This is a genomic window from Tamlana carrageenivorans, from assembly GCF_002893765.1.
Taxonomy (GTDB): Bacteria; Bacteroidota; Bacteroidia; order Flavobacteriales; family Flavobacteriaceae; genus Pseudotamlana; species Pseudotamlana carrageenivorans.
On sequence record NZ_CP025938.1, the window covers coordinates 1124909 to 1148352 of the forward strand.

The 23444-nt window shown below is 37.1% G+C and carries 14 protein-coding genes; 1 reads left to right on the top strand and 13 read right to left on the bottom strand.

Annotated features, from left to right (window positions below; translation table 11 throughout):
* Nucleotides 1-24 precede the first annotated feature (24 nt).
* Nucleotides 25-1071 carry a sugar kinase gene (locus C1A40_RS05135; protein ID WP_102994956.1) on the bottom strand — a complete coding sequence of 349 codons (1047 nt, stop codon included), beginning with the start codon at nt 1069-1071 and terminating at the stop codon, nt 25-27.
* A 129-nt stretch (nt 1072-1200) separates the two neighbouring features.
* On the opposite strand from C1A40_RS05135, the gene C1A40_RS05140 reads away from it, so the two are divergent.
* Nucleotides 1201-2262, top strand: coding sequence for a LacI family DNA-binding transcriptional regulator (locus tag C1A40_RS05140; RefSeq protein ID WP_241910491.1), 1062 nt, complete (start codon nt 1201-1203; stop codon nt 2260-2262).
* A gap of 9 nt (nt 2263-2271) precedes the next feature.
* Here C1A40_RS05140 and C1A40_RS05145 read toward each other — a convergent pair whose 3' ends face one another.
* The 12 genes from C1A40_RS05145 to C1A40_RS18735 all read right to left on the bottom strand — a co-directional run bounded on the left by C1A40_RS05145 (nt 2272) and on the right by C1A40_RS18735 (nt 23431).
* On the bottom strand, nt 2272-5139 hold the full coding sequence (locus tag C1A40_RS05145) for a glycoside hydrolase family 2 TIM barrel-domain containing protein (RefSeq protein ID WP_102994957.1): 2868 nt from the start codon (nt 5137-5139) through the stop codon (nt 2272-2274).
* A complete protein-coding gene (locus C1A40_RS05150) occupies nt 5140-7683 on the bottom strand; it encodes a cellulase family glycosylhydrolase (protein ID WP_158651274.1) in 2544 nt (847 codons plus the stop codon).
* 18 nt (nt 7684-7701) lie between these two features.
* Complete coding sequence (locus tag C1A40_RS05155; protein ID WP_102994959.1) at nt 7702-8946, bottom strand: glycosyl hydrolase 53 family protein; 1245 nt, start codon at nt 8944-8946, stop codon at nt 7702-7704.
* 182 nt (nt 8947-9128) lie between these two features.
* A complete protein-coding gene (locus C1A40_RS05160; protein ID WP_102994960.1) occupies nt 9129-10298 on the bottom strand; it encodes a SusE domain-containing protein in 1170 nt (389 codons plus the stop codon).
* A gap of 20 nt (nt 10299-10318) precedes the next feature.
* Nucleotides 10319-11881, bottom strand: coding sequence for a RagB/SusD family nutrient uptake outer membrane protein (locus C1A40_RS05165; protein WP_102994961.1), 1563 nt, complete (start codon nt 11879-11881; stop codon nt 10319-10321).
* An 18-nt stretch (nt 11882-11899) separates the two neighbouring features.
* Nucleotides 11900-14863 carry a SusC/RagA family TonB-linked outer membrane protein gene (locus tag C1A40_RS05170; RefSeq protein ID WP_102994962.1) on the bottom strand — a complete coding sequence of 988 codons (2964 nt, stop codon included), beginning with the start codon at nt 14861-14863 and terminating at the stop codon, nt 11900-11902.
* A 166-nt stretch (nt 14864-15029) separates the two neighbouring features.
* Nucleotides 15030-19013: a hybrid sensor histidine kinase/response regulator transcription factor gene (locus C1A40_RS05175; RefSeq protein WP_158651275.1), complete on the bottom strand. Its 3984-nt coding sequence runs from the start codon at nt 19011-19013 to the stop codon at nt 15030-15032.
* Nucleotides 19014-19273: 260 nt separating this feature from the next.
* Nucleotides 19274-20038 carry an SDR family NAD(P)-dependent oxidoreductase gene (locus C1A40_RS05180; protein ID WP_102994964.1) on the bottom strand — a complete coding sequence of 255 codons (765 nt, stop codon included), beginning with the start codon at nt 20036-20038 and terminating at the stop codon, nt 19274-19276.
* Between the two features lie 33 nt (nt 20039-20071).
* Nucleotides 20072-21316: an MFS transporter gene (locus tag C1A40_RS05185; protein WP_338418078.1), complete on the bottom strand. Its 1245-nt coding sequence runs from the start codon at nt 21314-21316 to the stop codon at nt 20072-20074.
* Between the two features lie 240 nt (nt 21317-21556).
* Nucleotides 21557-22264, bottom strand: coding sequence for a FadR/GntR family transcriptional regulator (locus tag C1A40_RS05190; RefSeq protein WP_102994966.1), 708 nt, complete (start codon nt 22262-22264; stop codon nt 21557-21559).
* A gap of 241 nt (nt 22265-22505) precedes the next feature.
* A complete protein-coding gene (locus C1A40_RS05195; protein ID WP_338418079.1) occupies nt 22506-23279 on the bottom strand; it encodes a polysaccharide lyase family 7 protein in 774 nt (257 codons plus the stop codon).
* Nucleotides 23276-23431: a hypothetical protein gene (locus C1A40_RS18735; protein WP_338418080.1), complete on the bottom strand. Its 156-nt coding sequence runs from the start codon at nt 23429-23431 to the stop codon at nt 23276-23278. The genes C1A40_RS05195 and C1A40_RS18735 overlap by 4 nt, the downstream gene beginning before the upstream one ends.
* Nucleotides 23432-23444: the final 13 nt, after the last annotated feature.

Sequence of the window (23444 nt, forward strand, 5' to 3'; positions counted from 1 at the left end):
CCTCATTACCTTTTTACATATTTATTATCGAGCTACACGACCAGAAGCGTCGCCACCCATTAATTTTTTAACTTCATCAACTGTTACTAAGTTGGCATCACCTTTAATAGTGTGTTTTAAACAAGATGCTGCAACAGCAAAGTCAAGTGCGTTTTGGTCATCATCTGGGTAAGTTAATAATCCGTAGATTAAACCTCCCATGAATGAATCACCACCACCTACTCTATCAACGATATCTGTAATTTGGTACTGACGCGTTTCTAACATTTGTTTTCCATCATATAAAACTCCAGCCCATGTGTTATGAGATGCAGAGATAGAACCTCTTAAAGTAGTAATTACCTTTTTAGCTCTTGGGAATTTCTCCATCATTTGCTTACAAACAGATAAGAAAGCCTCAGCTTTTACATCATGTCCAGCAGTTTGAACCGTAATTCCTTCTGGTTTGATACCAAAGTGCATTTCAGCATCTTCTTCGTTTCCTAAAACAACATCACAGTACGATGTTAATTCAGTCATGATAGATTCTCTATGAGCATCATCACAGTACTTCCATAATTTAGCACGGTAGTTTAAATCTGTAGAAATAGTAATACCTTTTGCGCTAGCTGCTTTAACAGCTTCTAAACATACTTCAGCAGAACTTTGAGAAATTGCTGGTGTAATACCTGTCCAGTGGAACCACTCAACACCTTCAAAAACAGCATCCCAATCGATCATTCCAGACTCAATAGTAGACATAGAAGAATACGCTCTATCGTAAACGACTTTAGAACCTCTTGAAACAGCACCAGTTTCTAAAAAATAGATACCTAAACGATCACCACCCCAAACAATTTTATCAACACCAACGCCTCTTTTGCGCATTTCCATCATGGCACACTCACCAATATCATTTTTAGGTAAACGTGTTACAAAATCACAAGAAATACCATAGTTAGCTAATGATACTGCCACGTTAGATTCACCCCCACCATAAACAACATCAAAATTGTTAGCTTGAGAAAATCTTAAAAATCCTTGAGGAGCTAATCTTAACATGATTTCTCCAAACGTTACTACTTTACTCATTTCTTTTTATTATTTAAAATTCAAAAAATTATGTTTTGTTTAAACGTTTAAGCATTACGATGTAAAAAGCCTTTGTCTTCAAAACAGTTTTCTTAATCTGTTTTGATTATACAAATTTAAGAACTACATTTGCTTAAACGTTTAAGCAAAGATATAAAAAAAATAAATATCAAAAGAAAAACGACCATAAAAGATATAGCCAACGTGCTAAACATCTCTCCTGCTGCGGTTTCTAAAGCGCTGCACGACGATTCGCGCATTAGTGAAAAAACAAAAAAGGCAGTTAAACAAGTTGCTAAAAACTTGAATTATCACCCAAACCACTTAGCCAGTGCCCTACGCAAGGGAAAAAGTAACTTGGTTGGTATTATTGCGCCACGTACAAACAGCCATTTTTTTTCGTCTGTTGTACAAAGCATGGAAGAGGTTTTAAACAAAAAGGGGTATAATATCATCATGACGCATTCCAACGAATCGTATAAAAAAGAATGTGATAATATAGACACCCTATTATATACCCAAGTTGATGGTATTATAGCCTCGATGGCCAATGAAACGATCGATTTGAATTATTACAATAAAATTAAAACCAAGGGCATTCCGCTCATTCTTTTTGATCGTGGTGAAAATGATTTAAACGTTGATTACATCGGGATAGACGATTATAAAAGTAGTCGCATTATTGTTCAGCATTTGGTAGAACAGGGCTGTAAACGTATAGCCCATATTGGGGGCTACAAGCATACCCGCATTTTTAATAACCGCATTAGAGGTTACATGGATGCATTAAAAACCTACCATTTGCCTGTAGAACCAGAATTATTATTGGAAGGCAGTTTAACTATTGAAGATGGTAGAGCAAAAATGGAGCAGCTATTACAATTAAAAAACCGCCCAGATGCCGTTTATGCAGCTAGTGATTATGCGGCATTAGGAGCCTTACAAATTCTTCAAGAAAACCAAATTAGTGTACCGAACGACATCGCATTAGTTGGTTTTGGAAACGAACCTTTTACGTCTATGGTTAACCCATCTATTACCAGTATCAACCAACACAGTGAGGCTATTGGAAAACTGGCAGCGGAAACCTTTTTAGAGTACATGAAAGCGCCTGTAATAAAACAAAGTTTAAATAAAAAGATTTTGGATGCCGAGCTAATTGTTCGTGATTCTTCGCAAATTAAGGGTTAACCCTAGGTGTTAAATAACATCCTTAAGCGAAACAAACTCAAAACCTTTTGATTTTCCGTATATAATCATTTGCTCGATAGCTACTAGCTTGTCTTCCAAACGGCCATAATCAGCATCGTGCAAAAGCACAATGGCTCCGTTATGCAATTGATTTTTAAACATTTCCAACAAGTTGTCTTTGCTGTTTTTTGTTACATCCCAATCGTCTGTACTAAACGACCAAAGCACGGTTTTAATCCCTTTTTCAGCTAAAAAATTAATTTGATCTTGAGTAATAGCTCCAAAAGGTGGTCTGTAATAAGTAGCAGTGCAACTGGCTTTTGTTTCAAATTCATCGAAAGTTTTTTGAACCTGATTAACCCATAAATCTACATTTGAAAAAGCCGATCCGTTTTCATGATTCCAGCTATGGTTTTCAATTTGATGCCCCTGCTCTTTAACAAGTTTTACAACATCTAACTGACTTTCAATATTTATGCCTTGCCAAAAAAAGTCTGAAATTCCAACGTTATTCATCTCATCATTTTTTTTCGTATTAACACCCTTATTAGTCATAGACAATAAAGGGCTACTCGTTTTTGCACTGACTTTAATATCATCCAAACTCACGCTTGTTTTAAGTAAAATAGATGCGATACCTGCTACGCATTTCACAGGGTTTTCACCAATAAGTTCGGCATCACCTGCTACTTGAAAAGTGACAGCTTCAGAAAAATCAGGAATTACCGTACCGTGAATATCGGTAACTTGAGCGTGTACAAGAAAGATATCATTGGCTTCAACATCCAAATCGCCATCATCAATAACCACTTCAATTTTAGCTGCTTCCTGTGGGGTTCGCCTTGTATGCGTAACTAAAACCTTATCATCCATATAACCTTTAGCTTCCAACTTCCCAGTTTCAAATGCTTTTAACCTAAAGGTAAACGGCGGATGCTTTAGGTTGGTGGTTGTTCTGTTTTGATCTGGAGTTTGTCGTCCTAAACTTTTTCCGTTTAAAAACAATTCAACGGTATCACAATTACTAAAAATACGTACGTCTAACGAACTTTCAGGTGTCCATTGATTCGCGATATGAATAACAGGTTTTCCAAAGGGCTCGTTAGCGCTACGCTGACTTTGATAAAAATAATACGAAGGCTTTGGAATACGGAAGATGTCCATAATTCCTGAAGCTTCTACATCATCGGCATAGCCTCGATTATAATCAAACATCACCCAGTAACCATCGGCAAATGCAGGCGTGTTTAAATTATCGTTATGCGCTTCTTGAATGTTGGTAGCCTGTTGTAACAAAGCAGCCTCTCCAGCATCACGTAATTGTCTGCTAGAGCGTTCTTCTTGCAACAAATCGCTCCAACTGCTTTGATCCAAACCGGCATTCATAGCGTAATATTCCCAATCGCCGTACTCAGATACGTTGTATGGTTTTTTCACCGTTTCGTCATAATGTTCCAAACGGTGTTGGCGGGCTTGCAAATAGATATCGCAACCATACGATTGCCATCCTGCTGAAAAACATTGATCACCTGGATATTCTTCATGGGCAATTTTGTGTAACTCGTCAATAAAAGGTTCTGGCATCCACGATTCGTTTAACGACACTTCCCAAGCGATAACTGAGGCTCTATTTCTATCACGACGAATTAAATCGCGGGCTGTTTGAAACACATGATTTTGAAAAGCGGCATCTTCACTAAAATATTGCCATCCTAAAATAGCATCAATAGTGGCTAATCCAAGTTCATCACAAGCATCCATAAACGCTTTGTTTTGAGGATAATGAGACAAACGCACATAATCAAACCCAGCCTCTTTAATTTTTTTAGCATCGCGGTAATTGGCATTTTCAGAAAGCGCATACCCGATGTAAGGATATTCTTGGTGACGATTAACACCGCGTAAAAAGGTTTTTTCACCATTCAAATAGAAATCTTGCCCAATAAACTTCATCGTTTTAATACCTATACGATGCACTTCTTGGTCGACAACTTGGCCGTTTACAAAAACTTCCGTTTTTAAATGGTATAAATTTGGAGCACTAGGCGACCATAATTTTGGGTTTTTTACAATTAAATTCGCTTGGACTTCCAAATCGTTCCCAAGCTCTAAAGTTTGGGTATTACTTTCAACAGAAACTACCTCATCCCCATCCCTCAAAAGTGTATTTCTTACTTGAAATGTTTTCACCGAAAGCCCCTCATTTTTAACATGTGTTTGCACCTGTACGGTAGCCTTTTCTTTTGAAACCTGAGGAAAAGTCACAAAAACTCCACCGCTAGCTTTTTTATTTTCTAAAATAGGATCGGTAATATGTAAAGGGTTTTTAGCGATGAGCCATACATTTCTATACAAACCACCATAGGTATTAAAATCTAATATTTTGAGTGGTTTTGGCCCTGTAACAGGGTTATCTCTGTTATCCAATTTCACGGCAACCGTATTATTTGCTTTAAATTTAGCTACGGTAGTAAAATCGACCACAAAAGGCAAATAGCCGCCTTGATGCGTTAAAAGTTTTTCGCCATTCACCCAAACCTTGGCGATATTCATGGCGCCTTCAAACTTGAGATATAGCTTTTTACTCTGCATGTTATCATCCAAAACAAATGACTTTCGGTACCAACAAATCCCTTGCCATTGGTTATTCACCACTTCGGGTTCAATTTTAGGGGTATGAGGCAACTGTACAGATTCCCAATGCTGAAAATCGGTATCAGGTTGCGCAAAATCTGTTAAGATTTCAGAGGCTTCTAGACGATTAAAAAACCAATCTTCATTAAAATTTTGTTCCTCCACAAAGTTGCTTTCTGTTTCATTACAAGAAAAAACGAGTAATAAAACACAGGCGTACCAGCTATATTTGAAATACTTCATTTAGTTTAAAAATATTTTGTCTATAATCATTTTTTGTTCTTTCTGATGGTCATTTTTATGGAGTCCAGGACCAAAAGACCATTGAATTGCTTCAATTTTAGTAGCATCAAAATCGGTTTTAGCTTCCGATTGAAACCTATACGGCTGAAAAACAGGATAAGCTCTTGGCAGCACCACTTGTTTCACGATTTTTAAATCTTTAAGCGGTATTCTAATAGTTTTTTCTTCGGAAGGCAAATCGATAACCGTTCCAAAAACAGCACCGTTTTGCATTTGCAAAGCCACCTGCACTTTCTGACGAGACAGCGCGCCAGATGAAGCCCTAACCACCAATTCTGAAGCCTGACTTACGACACTCAAATCTTTATCCACTAAAATTTTAAAAGTGAAATCAGGAATTCGTCCTTCTAAATTTTCTACAGAAACCTCCAGTTGTTTTGTGCTGTGAAACGCATCCCAAACAAAATTTGAACGGTACTTAATATTATTGTAATAATCTGGCCAAAGGGTATTTTCCATACCTTTATTCGCATCAAAAAGCACGATATTTTGTGGTTTTTTGGTGATAAAAGTTTCAAAACGTTCTTGAGCTATAAAATCCCAGTCTTCTGGACTCCCTTCTATTTGATTTGGATAGGTTGTTTTTCCAGATTTGGTTTCAACCACGATATAATATCGAAAAGCATCACCATGAATCTTCGCTTTAGGAATGCTTACCTTATAAGTAAAAGCTCCCGTTTTAGTCATGTTATAGTTATCGGTTTTTTGATAGCCTGAAGGCAAAACCACGGCAACATTTTCAATGGCATCTGGTGCTACAACTTGGGCTTCAATTTCTATATTCTGGTCTTCCCAAACATATTCTTGAGGCTGATGTACCACATAAACTTCATCAATTTCTTGCGTAAAATCAACAAACTCGGTAAGCCCCAAATGATTTATGTTCTGAGCGGCATTCTCTTGAAATGTCGCCCCATGCTTTTGAATTAAATAAGTACCAGGAACGATGTTAAACTGTTTATCCTTAACTACCGTTTGAAAATCGTTTCCAGCATTTAAAGGCTTTATGCTGAAATGATTGCCCAAATCCTCCAAGAGAACCGTCATAGTCTGTTCATTATGCCGAATAACGGCCACAGTTTTATCCAGACTCGCCTTTTCAAAAGGATCCTTCACCCATAAATAATCGGGCATCACCTCTAAGCGCCAAACGCCTTTTTCAATTTTATCTAAAAAATAGGCGCCTGTTCCAGAATATTTTACTGCGGAAGAGGATCCTACTCCGGCAATGTGCTTCAGTTTTTTTTCTGAAACGACAGCGCTGGTAGAACCATTGGTATAAAAATAGTTTTCATCGGAAAGGTATTCTGCACGATCCTGTTCTGTATCCAATTTTGTATGACCGAAATTCAAATTCTTGGGATAACGCCCATAGGATTCTCCGTTTTTCATATCATGAAACACATGAGAAGCAATAAGCAAGGAAATAGCTTTTGAAGGCGTGTACAACAGGTTCAAATAATGCGTTTGATATTCGGTATTGGCAAAGGCTAATTCCAAAGGCTCATAAGCAAACTGTGTGGCAAACTGAAATTTAGCTTCACGAAAACTTCGAGCCATCGCGGGATACAGATAAGACACAGCCATATCAGCAGGATCAAATTCGTAAATGATTCGGGCCTTATTTTTAAACCCTTCCAAATTTTCAAACGGAATGTTATACACATCTACATTTGGCAAAAAATTGGCATTTAAGGTTTTGTTGTAAACCAATCCGGTAGGATACCATTGAAACGTACAACCCTGAATATCTGCCTCACAATAAGCCTCTACAAACTCATGACGCTCGGCTACGTTATAAAAAATTGGATTTTTAAAACCTGATTTTCGAATGACATCAACCATTCTATTGATGTATTTCGTGGCGACCTCGGCATTATCATGTCTAGGCTCGTTGTTAATTTCTAGAGCAATGATATCGGGATCATCTTTATAGGCAAGCCCTGTGTAAGGATTCACGTGATTTAAAAACTGCTCGAAATAACGTTCTTGCTTTTGCAGAATCGCTTCATCATCATAGGTTTCATATTTCTCTAAATTGGCACTAAAACCAGGAGCTGGAAAGCTTTTTTCTGGGTAACCGTTATCGCCAACTTTAAAAGGTGTCACAATGGTTTTAAAACCACGTGCTTTAAATTGCGCTAAGGTATAATCCAATAAATCCAATTGTTTGGTGGGAATAACATTCCCTAAACTATCGCTAATTTCGGTGTCCCAAACATGAATTCTAAAAGCATCGAGTCCCAAGCGTGTCATGTGATACACGTCTTCATCGATGGCTTTTTTATGATCCTTTCCTAAGTAATTAATCGCACGAAAGCCATGCGCAAAAGGTAAAGTGTAATTCGCACCAAATAGTCTAACTTCTTTTTTAGAATCCGTCCAACGAAAAACCCCAGCATCATCAACAAAAGTGGACTGCTGGGAAAATACTGCCCAGGCAGAAACAAAAAACAAAACAAACAAATAACAAATCTTTCTCAACAGTTCACTTTTTAAAAATTAAGGATTGTAATCTCTAACATCTTGCATCCAGTTTACGCCATCGTGCAAGTTATAATAACCAAGTGTTCCATCTGGTTTATTGGTTTCCCAAAACGTTTTATCATCCCATGCCGAACCATGAGGCCCCCATTCATCGGCATAAATAATGGTTTCCGAACCAACCCATTCGCCACCCCAAGCAACAATACCTACAGCGCCGGCCACTTTAAGTTCTTTACCAAAATCGGCTAAATAATCCCTTTGCGTTTGGGTGGTAGGCGGATTATTAGGATAACCATCAGGGATGTTATAAACGCCTAATCGGTTTGGTTTATTATCGTAGTTAACATCAGTAAACAATTGAGCAGTTTCAATGATTAAAAAATCTTTGTTATAGGTGTTTTTCAACCAAGAAACAGCCTCCTTCCAATTAGCAAATGCACCCAAGCTATGCCATTCATGATAATGTGACACCGATAGAATATCGAAATCTAAATTTTGTAACATGGCTGCATTAACAAAGCGAGTCATATCGGAAGTATCTGGAATATGTACAGAAACAGGAATATTTAATCCATGTTTTTCATTGATGTCTCTAACAGCTCTAGTCCCTGAGTTTAGCAAAGGAACCACACGCGATAAGGTATAGGGATCCAATTCCGATTCTGGTAAATTCGGTTCTAAAAAACGACCACTGGTTTCATTTCCAATCGATACAATTTTTGGTACAAAACCATCTGAAATATAATCTTCTAAAACCGAATAGGTATGTTCGTAAACCTTGTCTTGCAGCTTCCCTAAATCGTCGGCAATAGGTTGCCATTCTAATGGTGCCACATAGTCGTTTAATTTCTGATCATCTTCCAAGGCCATAGACGTATAACCAAAAGTTAAAAGCACACCCAACTCGGCATCCTGAGCGCGTTTAAAATCCTTTTTCACATTAGCAACCGAGCGAAAATCCACAGGAATACCATCAACGGTAAACCTATTGGTGTAAGGTGGTAAATCGATACGTAAACGCACCATATTAGCACCGTGATCTTTCATACTTAAATATGGGTCTTTAGGCACTTCATTTTCTTTAAAAACAACGCCGCCATACTTTTCTTGATGACTAGCAAACCCCATGGTGGTACCAATAACAAAGTTATCTAACTTTGGCGGATCTGGGTAAACCGGTGCTTCTACAGGCTTATCCTCCGAACAACTAATCTGCGTTAAAATAACAAAGAGTCCTAATATTTTATATAGATATTTCATTGTGTTTTACTTTTATAGTTTTTTCTGATTGCCCGTTTTGTGTTATAACTTTACTTTTGGCGTCATGCTGAACTCGTTTCAGTATCTCATAATACTGTAAATAGGATCACTTATTGTGAGAAGCTGAAACAAGTTGTCGTTATAGTTTATGATGGATTGCGGACATTCAATTAGTTTTTTAATTACAAGGACAATACAAAGGTTCCTGCTTTAAAATTAACGGTAATGGTGTAGGTCCCTGTATCTGGCGCTACAATATCAAAACCACCCCAGGCCGGATTCGTATTTGGCCCTGAAGCTTTTAAATCGCCCGCCATAGGATTTTCGTTAGCCGTTTTGCCTTTGTAAGCGAGGTCCCAACCTAATTCAGTAAGCAAAGCATAGGTTTTTCCTCCTTCAAGGGCAACGGTTAATGTAAAGGTATGGTCGTCCACTTGGGTAAATTGCTGCGAAGTATCTGGGGCGTCCCAACCTAAAGGCGTGGCTTCACCAGTAATGAACAATTCGGCTGGCGCATCCATTAAAGACGCCTCTGGACTTACTATAAAAGTACCTTGAGTAAAATCCATAATCACTTTATACGTTCCTGTGGCACCAGGCGTTTGAATATCGCTACCACCCCAGTTGTTTTCGGCACCTGAAGGAATGAAATTCCCACCTTCGTAAGGCTCCATATCGGTTTCTGCTTTATAAGCAGGATCGGTCCATGCTGCCGAATTGGTGATAAAAGCAAAATTACCCCATTCGTATAACTCCAAAATTAAAGCAAACCTATGATCGTCTACCTGTACCATCATTTGCTCATCTGGAATCGGGTATCCCCAATTTGACGCCACAGCACCCCCTTGCAAATACAAATTCGTTGGCATAGGAAACTCTAAAGACAAGGTTTTATACGGCGTAACCGATATCATCTCTTCGGCGGTATAGGCTACCAATTCGTCGTATTTCAAGTTTCCTTTTAGGCGCACTTTTAGTTTTCCAACGGCTTCTGGCTCTAAACCTAATTTTATAGCATAAGCGTTTAACTGACTGTGTGTATACGACACAGTACCGCCAGTAACTACATTATTCACGCCATTTGAAAAATCGCCATTCTCGGCATCGATTTGTAAGGTGAATGTGGTTGGTGTACTCACACCGTACCAAGCTTCATCCCAAGTAAATGAAATGGCGGTTTGGTTATCGGCATCACGTTGTTCTAGAACCACAGCATCGGTACTAGGCACCACCTGTTTTTCGTCTGATGGCGCTTGTGCAACCGCTACAGGATCGTCATCGGTACATGCTTGAAAGGTTAAACAGGATATCCCCACAAGCATGATAGTTATGATATTTAATATTGTTTTCATAATTAATGTTTTGTTTTTGATTAGAATCCATCAATCTGTTCCAGATTCGGATTAGCTAAATAATCTGAGGTTGGAATAGGAAATAATTTGTATTTAGCATCCACAGGGCGTCCTTCTTTCACGCCGCCTTTCCAAGCCCATAAATAATCGCCCGTAGTTAATTTATCGAAACGAATTAAATCTGTTCTTCTTTGCGCTTCCCAGTACAATTCTCTGGCTCGTTCATCTAAAATAAAATCTAAGGTCAATTCGGCATCGGTAATATTTCCAAGGGTACTCGAAGGGTTATTATCGTAAGCACGTCCTCTAATAAAGTTCACATACATTAAAGCATCAGCTCTATTTCCGTTTCCTCCTCTTAACACGGCTTCAGCATAAGTTAAATACACTTCAGCCAAACGAAACACAGGAAAATCGATATCCGATAGGTTCCCATAGGTATTATTTTGCGGCATTCTAGAGCCATCTCTTTTAACGTTTCTATACTTGTATCCTCCATAACCATGAGTGGCATCGTTTAGTACCTCAACCTCTAACTGCTGTCCGTCGGTCCAGAACATGGCGCGTTTATCATCATCCCAGTTTGTTGCTGTTGTGGTTGGGAATAAATCGGCAATTTGTTGCGTAAAACGGTACATACTCCAAGAAGACACCGAACCGGTAACTTCGGCAGTTACCCCACAAGGCCCTACCGTTAAGAAGTTAGTACCGTCCCAAGTTTCAAACATACTTTCGTAGTTAATGGTCCAAATGAACTCGTTCGTATTAAGCTCATTATCTCCTAGCATGAGCCATTGGTAATTTTGCTCTAAAGCATAGCCTGCATTGATCACTTTACTTGCATAATTGGCTGCATCATCATAACGTGCGGTGCCTATATAAACTTCGGCATTTAAATACAACCTTGACAGTAAAGCCCAAGCCGCAGCCTTATCGGCGCGACCTCTTTCATTAGTTCTTGGGTCGGCCAAAGCCCCTTCAATTCCCGTAAGTTCCGCTTCAATCCAATTGAATAAATCGGCACGTTGAATTTGCTCAGGGAAACCACCACCTAAATCGGTTTCGGTTGGATGTGGCGGATTTCCATAAAGATCCATAAGCACCCAGTAGCAATAGGCTCTTAAAAATTTAACCTCAGCTTGAAACTGTGCAATGTCATCGGCATCAGCACCAGAAAAACCACGCTCTGAAACGGTTCCAGGATCCGATTCAATAATAAAATTATTGGCTAAAGTAATGGTTTGCAAGGCACTTTCGTACACATAAGTTATTGCAGGCGTATCGGCACTATATTCAAAATTATGAAAAGTTCGATCGCTGTCTACGTTCCAGGTGCTTACAGCCATATCGGTGGTATGCTCTTGCATTTTCCAAAAATTTCTTAAAAATGGTGAGTAAACCAGATTTCCGAAAGCAGAAGCTAAGGCTTGCTTATACCCATCGACCGTTGCAAATTGATCGTTGTTTGTTTCTATATTGGTTGGCAACTTTTCTAAATCTCCAGTACAAGAATTCAAACTTATAACCAAAAGCAAAAGTGTGGCTGCAAACTTGTTAAAATATCTATTTTTTAAATTTTTCATGAGTTTAGCGTTTGTAAGTTAGAAATTGATGTTTATCCCCAAAGCATAAATTCTTGGAATCGGATAGGCATTTTCATACCCACCACTTGCCTCAGGATCACGACCGGTATAATCGGTAATGGTAAACACATTTTGAACCGATAAATTCACGTTCATACCAACCTCAGCATGACCAAACACTTCGTTAAAATTGTAACTCAAATTAATATTATCCAGTTTAAAAAATGAAGCATTCTGCAAATAGTAATCACTAAAAGGCTGTAAGCCATCATTATTTTGAAAACGGGTAAACAAGTAGGAGCTGTGTAAATTTTGAGAGGTGTTCCAGCTTGTAATCGCAGAAGCATCATCGGCAGGTTTAAAGAACAAATAATGTCCAACATTAGCATGACCTGCTGCTCCTAAACTCCAATTCTTATAATTTAAATTGGTATTAAATCCGAACAGGTATTTGGGCGTGGCCGACTTATCTGTGATGTAGCGATCATCGGCATTAATTTGTCCGTCGCCATTTACATCAACCATTTGCCCTTCTAACGGCTTGCCATCTTGATCGTAAACCTGCTTGTATAAATAAAAGGTATTACGTTGGTAGCCTATAGTATTTACTAAAGTGGCATCACTAAACAAGCCTACCGTACCATCGTCCACATTGGCAAGTTTGGTAATTTTACCTTCATTAAAGGTTACGTTGACCCCAATGCGCCAAGAGAAATTTTCGGTTCTAACGGGGTAACCATTTACATTAAACTCCACACCTTTGTTTTCCATGCTACCTATATTAAGCAACAATTCTTCTGCAAAATTAGTTCCTAGCGGAATAACTGTGGTGTTCAATAAATCGTTTGTACGTTTATAATACAAATCGACACTACCAGCAATTCTATTATTTAGGAAACCAAAGTCCAATCCAAGGTTTGAGGATTCTGTTTGTTCCCATTTTAAGTTCGGATTAAAAGCATTTGGTGTAACGGTAAAATAGCGGTTGTTTCCAAAGGTGTATTGTGTGTTTAAACCGCCCGTGCTATAACCTGGAATATAGGCGTAGTTGGCGATACCGTCTTGCTGCCCCGTAACACCGTAACTCAATCTTAATTTTAAATCGGTTACCACATGACTATCTTTTAAAAAATTTTCCTGATTGATCTTCCAAGCAAAGGCTACCGCAGGGAAAAGCCCCCAACGGTTATCTTCTGGAAATCTAGAGGAACCATCGTTACGCAATGAAGCCGTTAACAAGTACTTATCATTAAACTGATAATTTAATCTTCCGTAAAAAGAAATCAGCGCATGACTAGGTTCATCAAAAAGAAAAGTTGGTGTTGAAATCGGATTTGGAGTACCGTTTGCAAAATATGACGGATAAAAATAATTGGTCGTTAAAAAGTCGTTATACGAATAACCAGCCGTTAATTCCAACTTACTTTTTATAGCTTCTAAATCTTTTGAATAAAAGAAATACGCCTCAAGTAATTTATTTTCGGTATCTCTTGAAGGGTTATTATCTACAATATACCCGCCAGCATTAGCTTCGGCAAAATGCGTAATAGGCACTTCTTCTCGCCAAGTTCCTCGAAACATATCAATACCTGCATTGACATTAAAATGCAATTCTGGTAGAAAGTGAAATTTATAATCGAGCTGTAAATTTGCAATCGCACGACGTGTTTTATTTCTTCTAATTTTTTGTTCCAAAATACTCACAGGATTGATATTCGCTAAGGCCGGATTGGTGGCAAATTGCGTGTATTGAAAGTAGTTCCCATATTCTGGATGCTTGTAGTCATACACAGGTTGGGTTGGATCAAAATTTGTGCCCAAATAAAGGGCATTACCAGCATCAACTTCGGTGTCGGCAACATTTTGATTTTCGATGGAGCCTTTTAAGTTTAAGTTGACTTTTAAATGGTTGTCGAAAAACTTCGGACTAATATTTAATAAAGCCGTGGTTCTTTCATAAGCATCTGATAGCACCACACCGTCTTGCTTCAAATAACTTACAGAAGCGCGATAAGGAATATTTTTTATAGCCCCACTAGCACTGATATTGTTATCGGCAGCAATTCCTAATCTAAAAATTTCACGCTGCCAGTCGGTATTTGCATCGCCTACTGGAGTGGCACTTCCGCCAAGATTGTTTACCACTTCTCGGTATTGATCGGCAGTTAGCATATCTATAAAATTTACAACCTGAGAAACTCTGGTGTTCGAGGTAACATTTATTTTAAGATCACCAATATCTCCTTTTTTAGTGGTAATAATGATCACGCCATTTGAAGCTCTAGAACCATAAATTGCTGCAGCAGAGGCATCTTTTAACACGGTAAAATTTTCAATATCGTTGGGGTTTAGTTGACTTAAAACACTAGGGCCATTGCTCGCCCCAGACCCCTCAAGAGGTACACCATCAATAACAATTAAAGGGTCGTTACTAGCATTTAAAGAAGAGCCTCCTCTAATTAAAATATTACTTCCAGCCCCTGGACGACCACTAGACGGGGTAATTTGTACCCCAGGCATTTTATTAGCAATTAAACCTTCGGCACTGGTAATAGGTACATTATGAAATTCTTTAGAATCGATAGATGCCACAGAACCTGTTAAATCTTCCTTTTTGGAAGTACCATATCCAATGACGATAACCTCATCCAGTTTATCTACGTCTTCAATAAGGTTAATAATATAGGATTGCTTACCGTTAATAGGTATGTCTTGTTGAAAATACCCAACAAAAGACACCACCAGCACTTTGGCTCCCGAAGGCAAATCCAAATTGAACTTTCCGTCAAAATCTGTTGTAGTTCCTGTGTTGCTATCTTTAACAATAACATTGGCTCCTGGCAAAGGTGCGCCAAACTCGTCTGTAACTTCCCCTGAAATATTTTGGGCAAAAAGCACCACTGGGGTTAAAAATAAAAGCAATGCACAATAAAGCCTGCCTTTAAGGGTGGAGTTCACCCTTAGTCGTTTTCGGTTTATCATTTAGTTTAGTTTTTACTATTAAAGGTTTAATAGTCATATTTGGTTTTTCAAAATAAGCAGATATAAAGCGTTTTTACAGGTGAAAAATCCGTTTAATATAGGGGGAAGTTTTCATCTCAAAGAAGACAACACTAATAAAAACAAGTACTTACAAGGGTTTTATATATTAATCTTTTTTGATATAATAGGAAGGCGCATGACCAAAATGCTGTTTAAAAAGCTTGCTAAAGTACTTTCTATCGGCGTATCCCACATGAATACTGGCATCTAAAACCGAAAAATGCTGCTCTGAAATAAGTTTTTTAGCCGTTTTTAATTTGAAGTCTCGAACAAACTCCACATAGGTCATATTGGTAAGACCTTTTATTTTTTTGTACACCACAGAGTGGCTCATCCCTAATTCTTGACTCACAAATTGTGCGCTTAAATCTGGTGAACTGATATGCTTTTCTATAATATTAATAAGCTTACTCATAAATTTTTCATCGCTATGATTCAGTTCCATTTCGCTAATGGGTACCAAGTCCTTTTTCCAGAATTTTTCATGTAATAATTTTCTATTAGCTAAAACATTTTTAATTCTACTTCGTAGTATCTCTTCATTAAAAGGTTTGGTTATATAATCATCGGCACCAATATGAAACCCTTCAATTTGATGTGCTAAAGACGCTCGTGCGGTTAGCAAAAGAATGGGTATATGACTGGTTCTCGCATTGGTTTTTAATTTCCGCGTAAGCGAAACCCCATCCATAACCGGCATCATCACATCGCTAATAATTAAGTCTGGTGGTGTGCTATTTACTTTTCTTAAAGCCTCTTCGCCTTCGGAAGCTTCCATAATGTTAAATTCATTTTGCAATAATTCAACAATGTACTGGCGAATGTCCTTATTATCTTCAACCACTAACAGGGTTTGAATGCCTTCTTTATTTTGGGTGTCTTGATCGAATAATTTTATGGTTGAAACTTCAGTCGGACTTTTTTCTACATAATTTTCAATCCTTTCACTCACATCTTCATGCCGACCAATTTCGGCCTTAGTGAAATGGTTGTTGCCTTTTAACAATTCAATCTTAAAAACGCTACCTTCTCCCTTCTGACTTAAAGCATAAATATCACCTTTATGGATTTTTACAATCTCCTTGGCAATGGTTAAACCGAGTCCGAAACCAGGTTTCGCCAAGGATTCTGAATCTTTAGTTTGATAAAATCGATTGAATATTTTTGACAATTGACCGCTAGGAATCCCGATACCTTCATCGCGAATTTCGATAACCACCTGCTCCTCCCTTTCTAGAATCGACAATTCTACCAATCCGTTTTCTTCCGTAAATTTAATGGCATTGGACAATAAATTGTACAGTACTTTATCCATTTGGTTTTTATCGAACCATAAATCGATGGCATCCGAAGTGGCATGAAACCCCACCTGCACCCCTTTTTGATGGGCCAATTCCTTAAACGACAAATAAATTTCTTCACAAAAACTAACGATGTTTTGCTTGGTGACATTCAATTTTATTTCGTTTTGTTCCAGCTTTCTATAATCCAAAAGCTCGTTAACTAAATTGAGTAATAGATTTCCGTTTTTCTTTACCGTTTTCACGGAATTAAAATCGACTTCGCCATCGTGGGTATTGGATTTTAAAAGTTTGTTTACCGCTCCAATGATAAGCGTAACTGGCGTTCTAATTTCATGTGAAATGTTTGTAAAAAATTGATGTTTTAAATTATAAAGTTCAATATCCTTTTCATGAGTTACCCGCTCCAATTCTAGAGTAGTTTTCATTTGTTCCCAAGCAATAATGTATTTTCTAAACAGGTAAAAAATTAAAACAACCAAGGCAAAATAAATAGCAAAAGCCCACCATTGCAGCCAAAATGGCTTTAAAACTTTAATATTTAAAGAAGAATAAGTATTGCCCCAATCGCTACCTATTGTTTTACTTTTTACCTTAAAGGTATACTTACCTGGAGCTAAGTTGGTATAAGTTACGGTTCTATCTTTGCCAATGTAACGCCAATTTTTGTCGAAATTTTCCATTTGAATCGCGTATTCGCACTTTGTAGAAAACGGCAATTTAATAGCTGCAAAATCGAAGGTAATAACATTCAAATTATGTTTTAAGGTAATGTTTTGAGCAAATGATATGTTTTGGGAAATAATCTCATTTTCACCAATAAGAAGCTCCTTATTAAACAACTTAAAGTTGATAATTTTCACATTTGGAGTGGTATTTTGGTGCAATAGCATGTTCGGGTTAAATCGAACAACTCCATTTTTAGTCCCGAAATAAATCAGGCCCATATCATCCTTAAAAACAGCATTAATATTATACTCCCCAGCTAAATTGGGGTAATTGGAAAAATGTTTAGTCGTATCATCATATTTATAAACCCCTAATTTGGTGCTTAACCAAATGGCACCATGATCATCTTCAACAATACCTGTAATGGTTTGGTAGCGCATTTCTTCATCATCTTCAAACCTGTTGACCGTATGATTTTCTGTGTCAAAAAGATTGACGCCACCACCAGCGGTGCCAATCCAAAGTCGATTTTTGCTATCTAAAAGTAAGCTGAAAATATTATCACTACTTATGGACTTAGAATCGGCATCGGAAAACCTAAAAGCTGTTGTGGTTTTACTTTTGATATCGAACAGGCTTAAGCCCCCTCCAAAAGTCCCTAACCAAAGCTGATTTCCTTGCTTGACAACAGACACGATATTATCGCTGCTGATGGCGTTTGCTTCCGATTTGTTTTCTCTAAAACTCTGAAACACTTCGGTTTTCGGATTAAAATAATTGAGTCCCCCTCCCCAAGAAGCAATCCACAGATTTGACTTTTCATCTTCTACAATACTTCGTACATCATTAAAACTAATGGAATGGCTGCGCGCTGGGTCGTGCTTGTATTGTTTAAACTTATGGGTTTTAGCATCGTATTTTATGAGGCCATTGGCAAAAGTTCCCATCCAAATCATACCTTCGCTACTTTGGTAAATATTTTGAATATAATCGCCTCCAATAGCGGTATTAAGCCTATCGGTATATTGCTCTACCTGCCCTGTTTGTTGGTTGTACACCGTTAATCCATCGCCATCAAGACCAAGAAAAAGCTGCTTGTCGGTTTTAAAAACCGATAACACAGGGGCTAAATTTTGACCTTCCATATCACTAAATAGAAATTCGAAATTGTTATTCGGATTTAAAATATTAATCCCATTCCAAGCCGTTCCAATCCAGATATTGGACGCATCATCTTCAATAATTTCATAAATGGCATTTCCAGATAAGGAAGATTCAAATTGCGTATTATAACTGTAGTTAACAATATTAGGTTTGGTTTTATTTGCTGAGAACTCGACTTTAATGACACCGTTTCCATCAGTGCCCACCCAAATATCATGATTGCTATCTTTAAGAAGCGAACGCACAATTTCTGGCGGTTCCTTAACCTTTAAATTTTCATTGAAGAAAGGACGGTATTGTAAACTTGCTATATCGAATTTTAGGAGTCCGCCACCACTAGTTCCTACCAACAACGTATGGTCGTCTAGGTCTGAAACCGTATGAATTAAACGCGTGGCATTTGTATTATTGGAGCTTATCCTTTGAAAATTACTGCTTTCGGGATTAAACTTATTTAATCCGCCTCCAAAAGTCCCTATCCAAATGGTATGGTTTTCATCTTCAAAAATACTGGTAACACTATTGTGGCTAATGCTGTGATTATCGTTGGGGTTATAGGTGTAATTCGTGAAGCTTAGCGAATTCGGATTAAAAACACTCACGCCGTTTTCGGTCCCTATCCACAATTGACCTTTAGAATCTTGAAATAGGGTTCTAAGGTGATTGGATCCAATGGAATTTAAGCGATCCTCGTCATGCTTGTACACGGTAAATTCATCTAACCTTTGGTCGTAAACGTTTAACCCGCCGCCAAGCGTTGCAATCCAAATTTGCCCCTGTTTGTCCAACAACACATCGGTAATATTATTGGAACTGATACCGCTATTTTTTTTACTATATACTTTTAATTGATTGCCATCGTAACGGTTCAAACCATCGTCGGACCCCACCCAAACGAAGCCGTCCTTCTCTTTAATGATACTAGAAACACGGTTGCTTGAAAGGCCGTTTCCCATATCAATTTTATCGAATTTCACTTGAGATTGCGCGAAGCCATGAAAGCTAGAAAAAAGGAACAGCAAAGAAAGTAAGCGTAATTTCTTTTTTAGGATGGGCATATTCATGGGTCAATTAATAGTTCAGGATTTGTTTTGATAAACAGGACCTAAAACTACAAATTTAGTATAAAATACCTCCTGCAACTTTTTAAATCGAAAAAAGAGGCTGCCTTAAAAGTATAAGACAGCCTCTTCAAATATTGAATAAAGTGTACTAATTAGATACCTAAAGCTTGACCACCACCAATTTGGACAGTTTCAGCAGTCATGAAAGATGCATCATCACTCGCTAAGAAAGAAACAACACCAGCAACTTCTTCTGGTTGTCCTAATCTTCCTAGTAAAACACTATTTGCCCAAGAAGCGAAAACTTCTGGCTTAGTAGCTTTAATTTGCGCATGGAAAGGCGTATCAATTGTACCTGGAGATACTGCGTTTACTCTAATTCCATATTCCGCTAAATCTTTAGCTAATGCTCTTGTTATAGATTGTACACCACCTTTTGATACAGAATAGATTCCAGCACCAGGTCCTGCTCCATTCCATGCAGCATTTGATGTATAGTTAATAATAGATGCATTTTCACCTTTTTTAAGGAAAGGAATCGCTGCTCTTGAAGCAAAAAATACCGAATCAAGGTTTAAAGCCATAACAAAACGGTATTGTTCCGTTGTCATTTCTTCAAATCTAGCTCTCACACCAATACCACCTGCATTGTTTACAAGAACGTCAATTCTACCATACTTTTCACCAATTTTAGTAATGTTTTCAGTAACCTCTTCATCTTTAGTTACATCAAAACCGTAGTACTCAGCTTTAATACCTAAAGCTGTAAGTTCTTCAATTCTTTTAGCTCCAGCTTCGTCTTCAATACCATTTAATACAACAGTATAACCGTCTTTTCCTAAGCGCTTTGCAACTTCAAACCCTATACCACCTGTGGCTCCGGTTACAACCGCTACTTTATTTCCTGAATTACTCATTTTTATTATAATTTAAATTTGATTATTTTTTATTTATTCTTCTACTGATTTAATTTCTCTTGCGAAATAGTAAATGGAACCTAATCCTAATGGAACCGCAATAGCAATGGCTACAAAAATTGGCGTGTACGAAAATTTCTCTTGAATAATAGGAACTAAGAAGTTCATTAAGATTACAGAGAATACACCAACCATACCAGCAAGTCCTGCTAATGATCCAACAGATTTACCACTAAATAAGTCACTTGGTAATGTTTGAACATTTCCGATAGCAAATTGGAAACCAAATAATACAAAGAATACGATAGCCACAAAACGTTCTGGAGAATCTCCAAACATAATAGTAGCAATTAATCCTAAGAACATGATAACACCACCAATTAGAATGGTTAATTTTCTACCTTTATCTATAGAATGTGTTTTAGAGATAATTTGTCCTGAAACATACCCCCCAGCGATACTACCAAGAGCAGCACCAACGTAAGGCACCCATGCAAACATACCAACTTCTTTTACATCAAAACCGTAAACATCGGCCAAGTAAAGTGGCATCCAACCTACAAATAACCACCAGATAGGCTCTAAAAAGAAACGTCCTAATACAATAGCCCAAGATTCTTTGTGAGATAAAATTTGTCCTAAGCTTAAACCTTTAGTATCTGCTGTAGCTGCTTGATCTGCTTTACTCTGACCTTCAATAATAAATTTTTGTTCTTCTTCTGTAATCCAAGGGTGAGTTTTAGGTCCTGATTTGTTAATAATTAACCATGGAATAATCCAAAGGATACCAAAAGAACCAATAACCATAAATGTTGTTCTCCATCCGAAAGCAACGAATAAAGTAGCAATAAAAGGTGGTGCAATTACCGAACCAATAGAAGCTCCCGCGTTAAATAAACCTTGCGCAAATGCACGTTCTTTAATTGGGAACCACTCGGCGTTACTTTTAACACCTCCAGGCCAGTTACCAGCTTCAGATATACCTAATGTACTTCTAAAAATAGTAAGACCAACTAAACCACGAACTGTAGAGTGTAAGAATGAAGATAATCCCCAAACACCAATACTAATTACATAACCAATTCTAGTCCCTACTTTATCAAATAATTTACCTGAAAATAATTGTCCTAGTGCATAAAACACCATGAAAATATTTAGAATTAGACCATAATCACTTTTTGTGAGTCCTAATGATCCAGAGATAGAATCAGGCTGATCACTACTCCCCCACATAATTGCCAGCGCACTTCTATCAATATAATTGATAACCGTTGCCACAAAGATTAGTCCAATTATGAACCAACGTAAACCTTTTACTTTCATATTTCTATTTATTTATAAACATTAATGACACTTCAAAACTTACAAAAGTCTTAAAAGCATTATACAAATCGTTATTTGTATTTTTTTTAATAAATTGTATTTAAAGCTTACCAACAAAGTTGTTTTTTACTAAAAACACTACTTATAAGCACTAGTTACACCATAAATATTATAACTAACACTATTATTATTTTGTTATTGCGTACTGTAACAGTACTGATATAAGAAACTAAAATGCTCTTTCATTTTATCTCTTGCTTGCGCTGAATTTTGAGTTTTAATAGCCTCATAAATACAACGATGCTCTTGAATACCTAACACTGATTTATCTTTATCGCAAACATGGTACTTTTCAAAATCCATAATAATTTGTGGGATTATGGTTAACATGAACATGTTCATGGTTGCATTACCACTGGCTTTTGCAATGGACAAGTGAAAAAGTAAATCTTCTTGAACGGCATCTTCACCAGCAAGGGCTTTAACTTCATAAGCCACTAAAGCCTCTTCAATATTTTTAAGATCCTCATCTGTACGTCTCAGTGCTGCTAAGCTCACTGTTTTTAACTCTAGCAAAATCCTTGTTTCGACTAGAGATTTAAAATCTGGTGATTCTAACCTTAATATATCGTCTATCATCCCATTCATTGCTACAACACCAATATTGGCAACAAAAGTTCCACTTTGTGGTATGGACTTTAACAAACCGTAAAATTCCAATTTTTGAATGGTATCACGTATTAATCCACGAGTAACTCCAAACTTTTCTGAAAGCATTCTTTCAGAAGGTAATTTATCGCCAGGTTCTAAATTTTTATAATTAATTAATTCCTTAATCTGACTTATAATAACCTTTTGCGCTTTATTGTTGTTGTCACTTACTGTAAATACGTCTAATTTCATTTTTCTTACGAGATTTTATAACCAAATTAATTTAGCTCTTTCTTTAAATTTTAAAAACATACAAATATATAACGAAGTTCATACCTTTTTACAAACTCAAAAAAAACCTGCTAAACTAACACTTAACAACAAGTGAAACAAATATTATTATTTTATAAGAGTTGTATTTTAAGAGATATCTGACTCTAACAAATTACCCATAAAAGTACTATAGCCAATTATCTTTTTAATTAATTACTTATTAATGACTTACCTCTAAATCGTAAAACTTAACCTTGGCAAATGCACCATCATCTCTAGATTGAAAATAATTACCTGCTTTAAAATAATTTTCAAACACACCCCAACGTTGCATGTGTATATTTTCATATACTTTATACTCGTTACCATTGAGAACAATTACCATCTTTCCTTCCGATATTTTCACTTCTAAAGTGAACTTCCTAAAATCAACTTGGTCTTCAAAATTAAACCCTTCATCATCAACCCAAGCGTCTTCATGTAAAATCTCTTCATTCGAAGCCGAGATATTTTTCAACTCTTTAGTTTTAACACGCACTTTACCATTTTGCCAATAAATTTTTAAAATTGGAGGTGCATTATTGTCATCTTCACCTATTAAATCACGTTGCTCATTAGATAAACGCCCGTGAATTTGCATAATGATAACTTTATGATACTTCCCATTTGAATCTTTAGAAACCGCATCCATGGCTATGGTACCCTTCATATAACCACCATCTTTAAAGGTCCAATTCACATTGTTTTCACCAGGAACCATTTGTTCTCTAAGTTCCGACCTTGTGTATTTGGTGTTCTTTGTAGTTGATTTCGTTGGCATAGCGTGAAAAACGATAGATCCATCGGTAGAATCAATATACATATAAGGTTTTGCAACCTCGTTAGATGAAAAATCTAAAATTTCTGGTGGGTCAATTTCGTAAGGTTTACCCTTTTCATTAAGAACCGGTAAGGTAACCTTCCAATGACTTAAGTCTATATCTGGAAGTCTCACTTTCTTACCTTTTCTTTTTTCTTCTTTTTAGATTTTTTTTCCGTTTTCGCCTTAGAATCTGTAGCGCTACTTGTCTTTTCTTGACAAGTAGCGTTTACAGATATAAAAGCTATAAGTAATAATCCTAAAATTTCTTTTCGAAAATTTTTCATTTTACTTTATTTT

What these genes read in the sequence shown, in the direction of transcription:
- C1A40_RS05170 (WP_102994962.1), bottom strand. Translation starts at nt 14,863, where the DNA reads ATGATAAACCGAAAACGACTAAGGGTGAACTCCACCCTTAAAGGCAGG.
- C1A40_RS05145 (WP_102994957.1), bottom strand. Translation starts at nt 5,139, where the DNA reads ATGAAGTATTTCAAATATAGCTGGTACGCCTGTGTTTTATTACTCGTT.
- C1A40_RS18735 (WP_338418080.1), bottom strand. Translation starts at nt 23,431, where the DNA reads ATGAAAAATTTTCGAAAAGAAATTTTAGGATTATTACTTATAGCTTTT.
- C1A40_RS05190 (WP_102994966.1), bottom strand. Translation starts at nt 22,264, where the DNA reads ATGAAATTAGACGTATTTACAGTAAGTGACAACAACAATAAAGCGCAA.
- C1A40_RS05160 (WP_102994960.1), bottom strand. Translation starts at nt 10,298, where the DNA reads ATGAAAACAATATTAAATATCATAACTATCATGCTTGTGGGGATATCC.
- C1A40_RS05135 (WP_102994956.1), bottom strand. Translation starts at nt 1,071, where the DNA reads ATGAGTAAAGTAGTAACGTTTGGAGAAATCATGTTAAGATTAGCTCCT.
- C1A40_RS05175 (WP_158651275.1), bottom strand. Translation starts at nt 19,013, where the DNA reads ATGGGAAACGGCCTTTCAAGCAACCGTGTTTCTAGTATCATTAAAGAG.
- C1A40_RS05180 (WP_102994964.1), bottom strand. Translation starts at nt 20,038, where the DNA reads ATGAGTAATTCAGGAAATAAAGTAGCGGTTGTAACCGGAGCCACAGGT.
- C1A40_RS05155 (WP_102994959.1), bottom strand. Translation starts at nt 8,946, where the DNA reads ATGAAATATCTATATAAAATATTAGGACTCTTTGTTATTTTAACGCAG.
- C1A40_RS05165 (WP_102994961.1), bottom strand. Translation starts at nt 11,881, where the DNA reads ATGAAAAATTTAAAAAATAGATATTTTAACAAGTTTGCAGCCACACTT.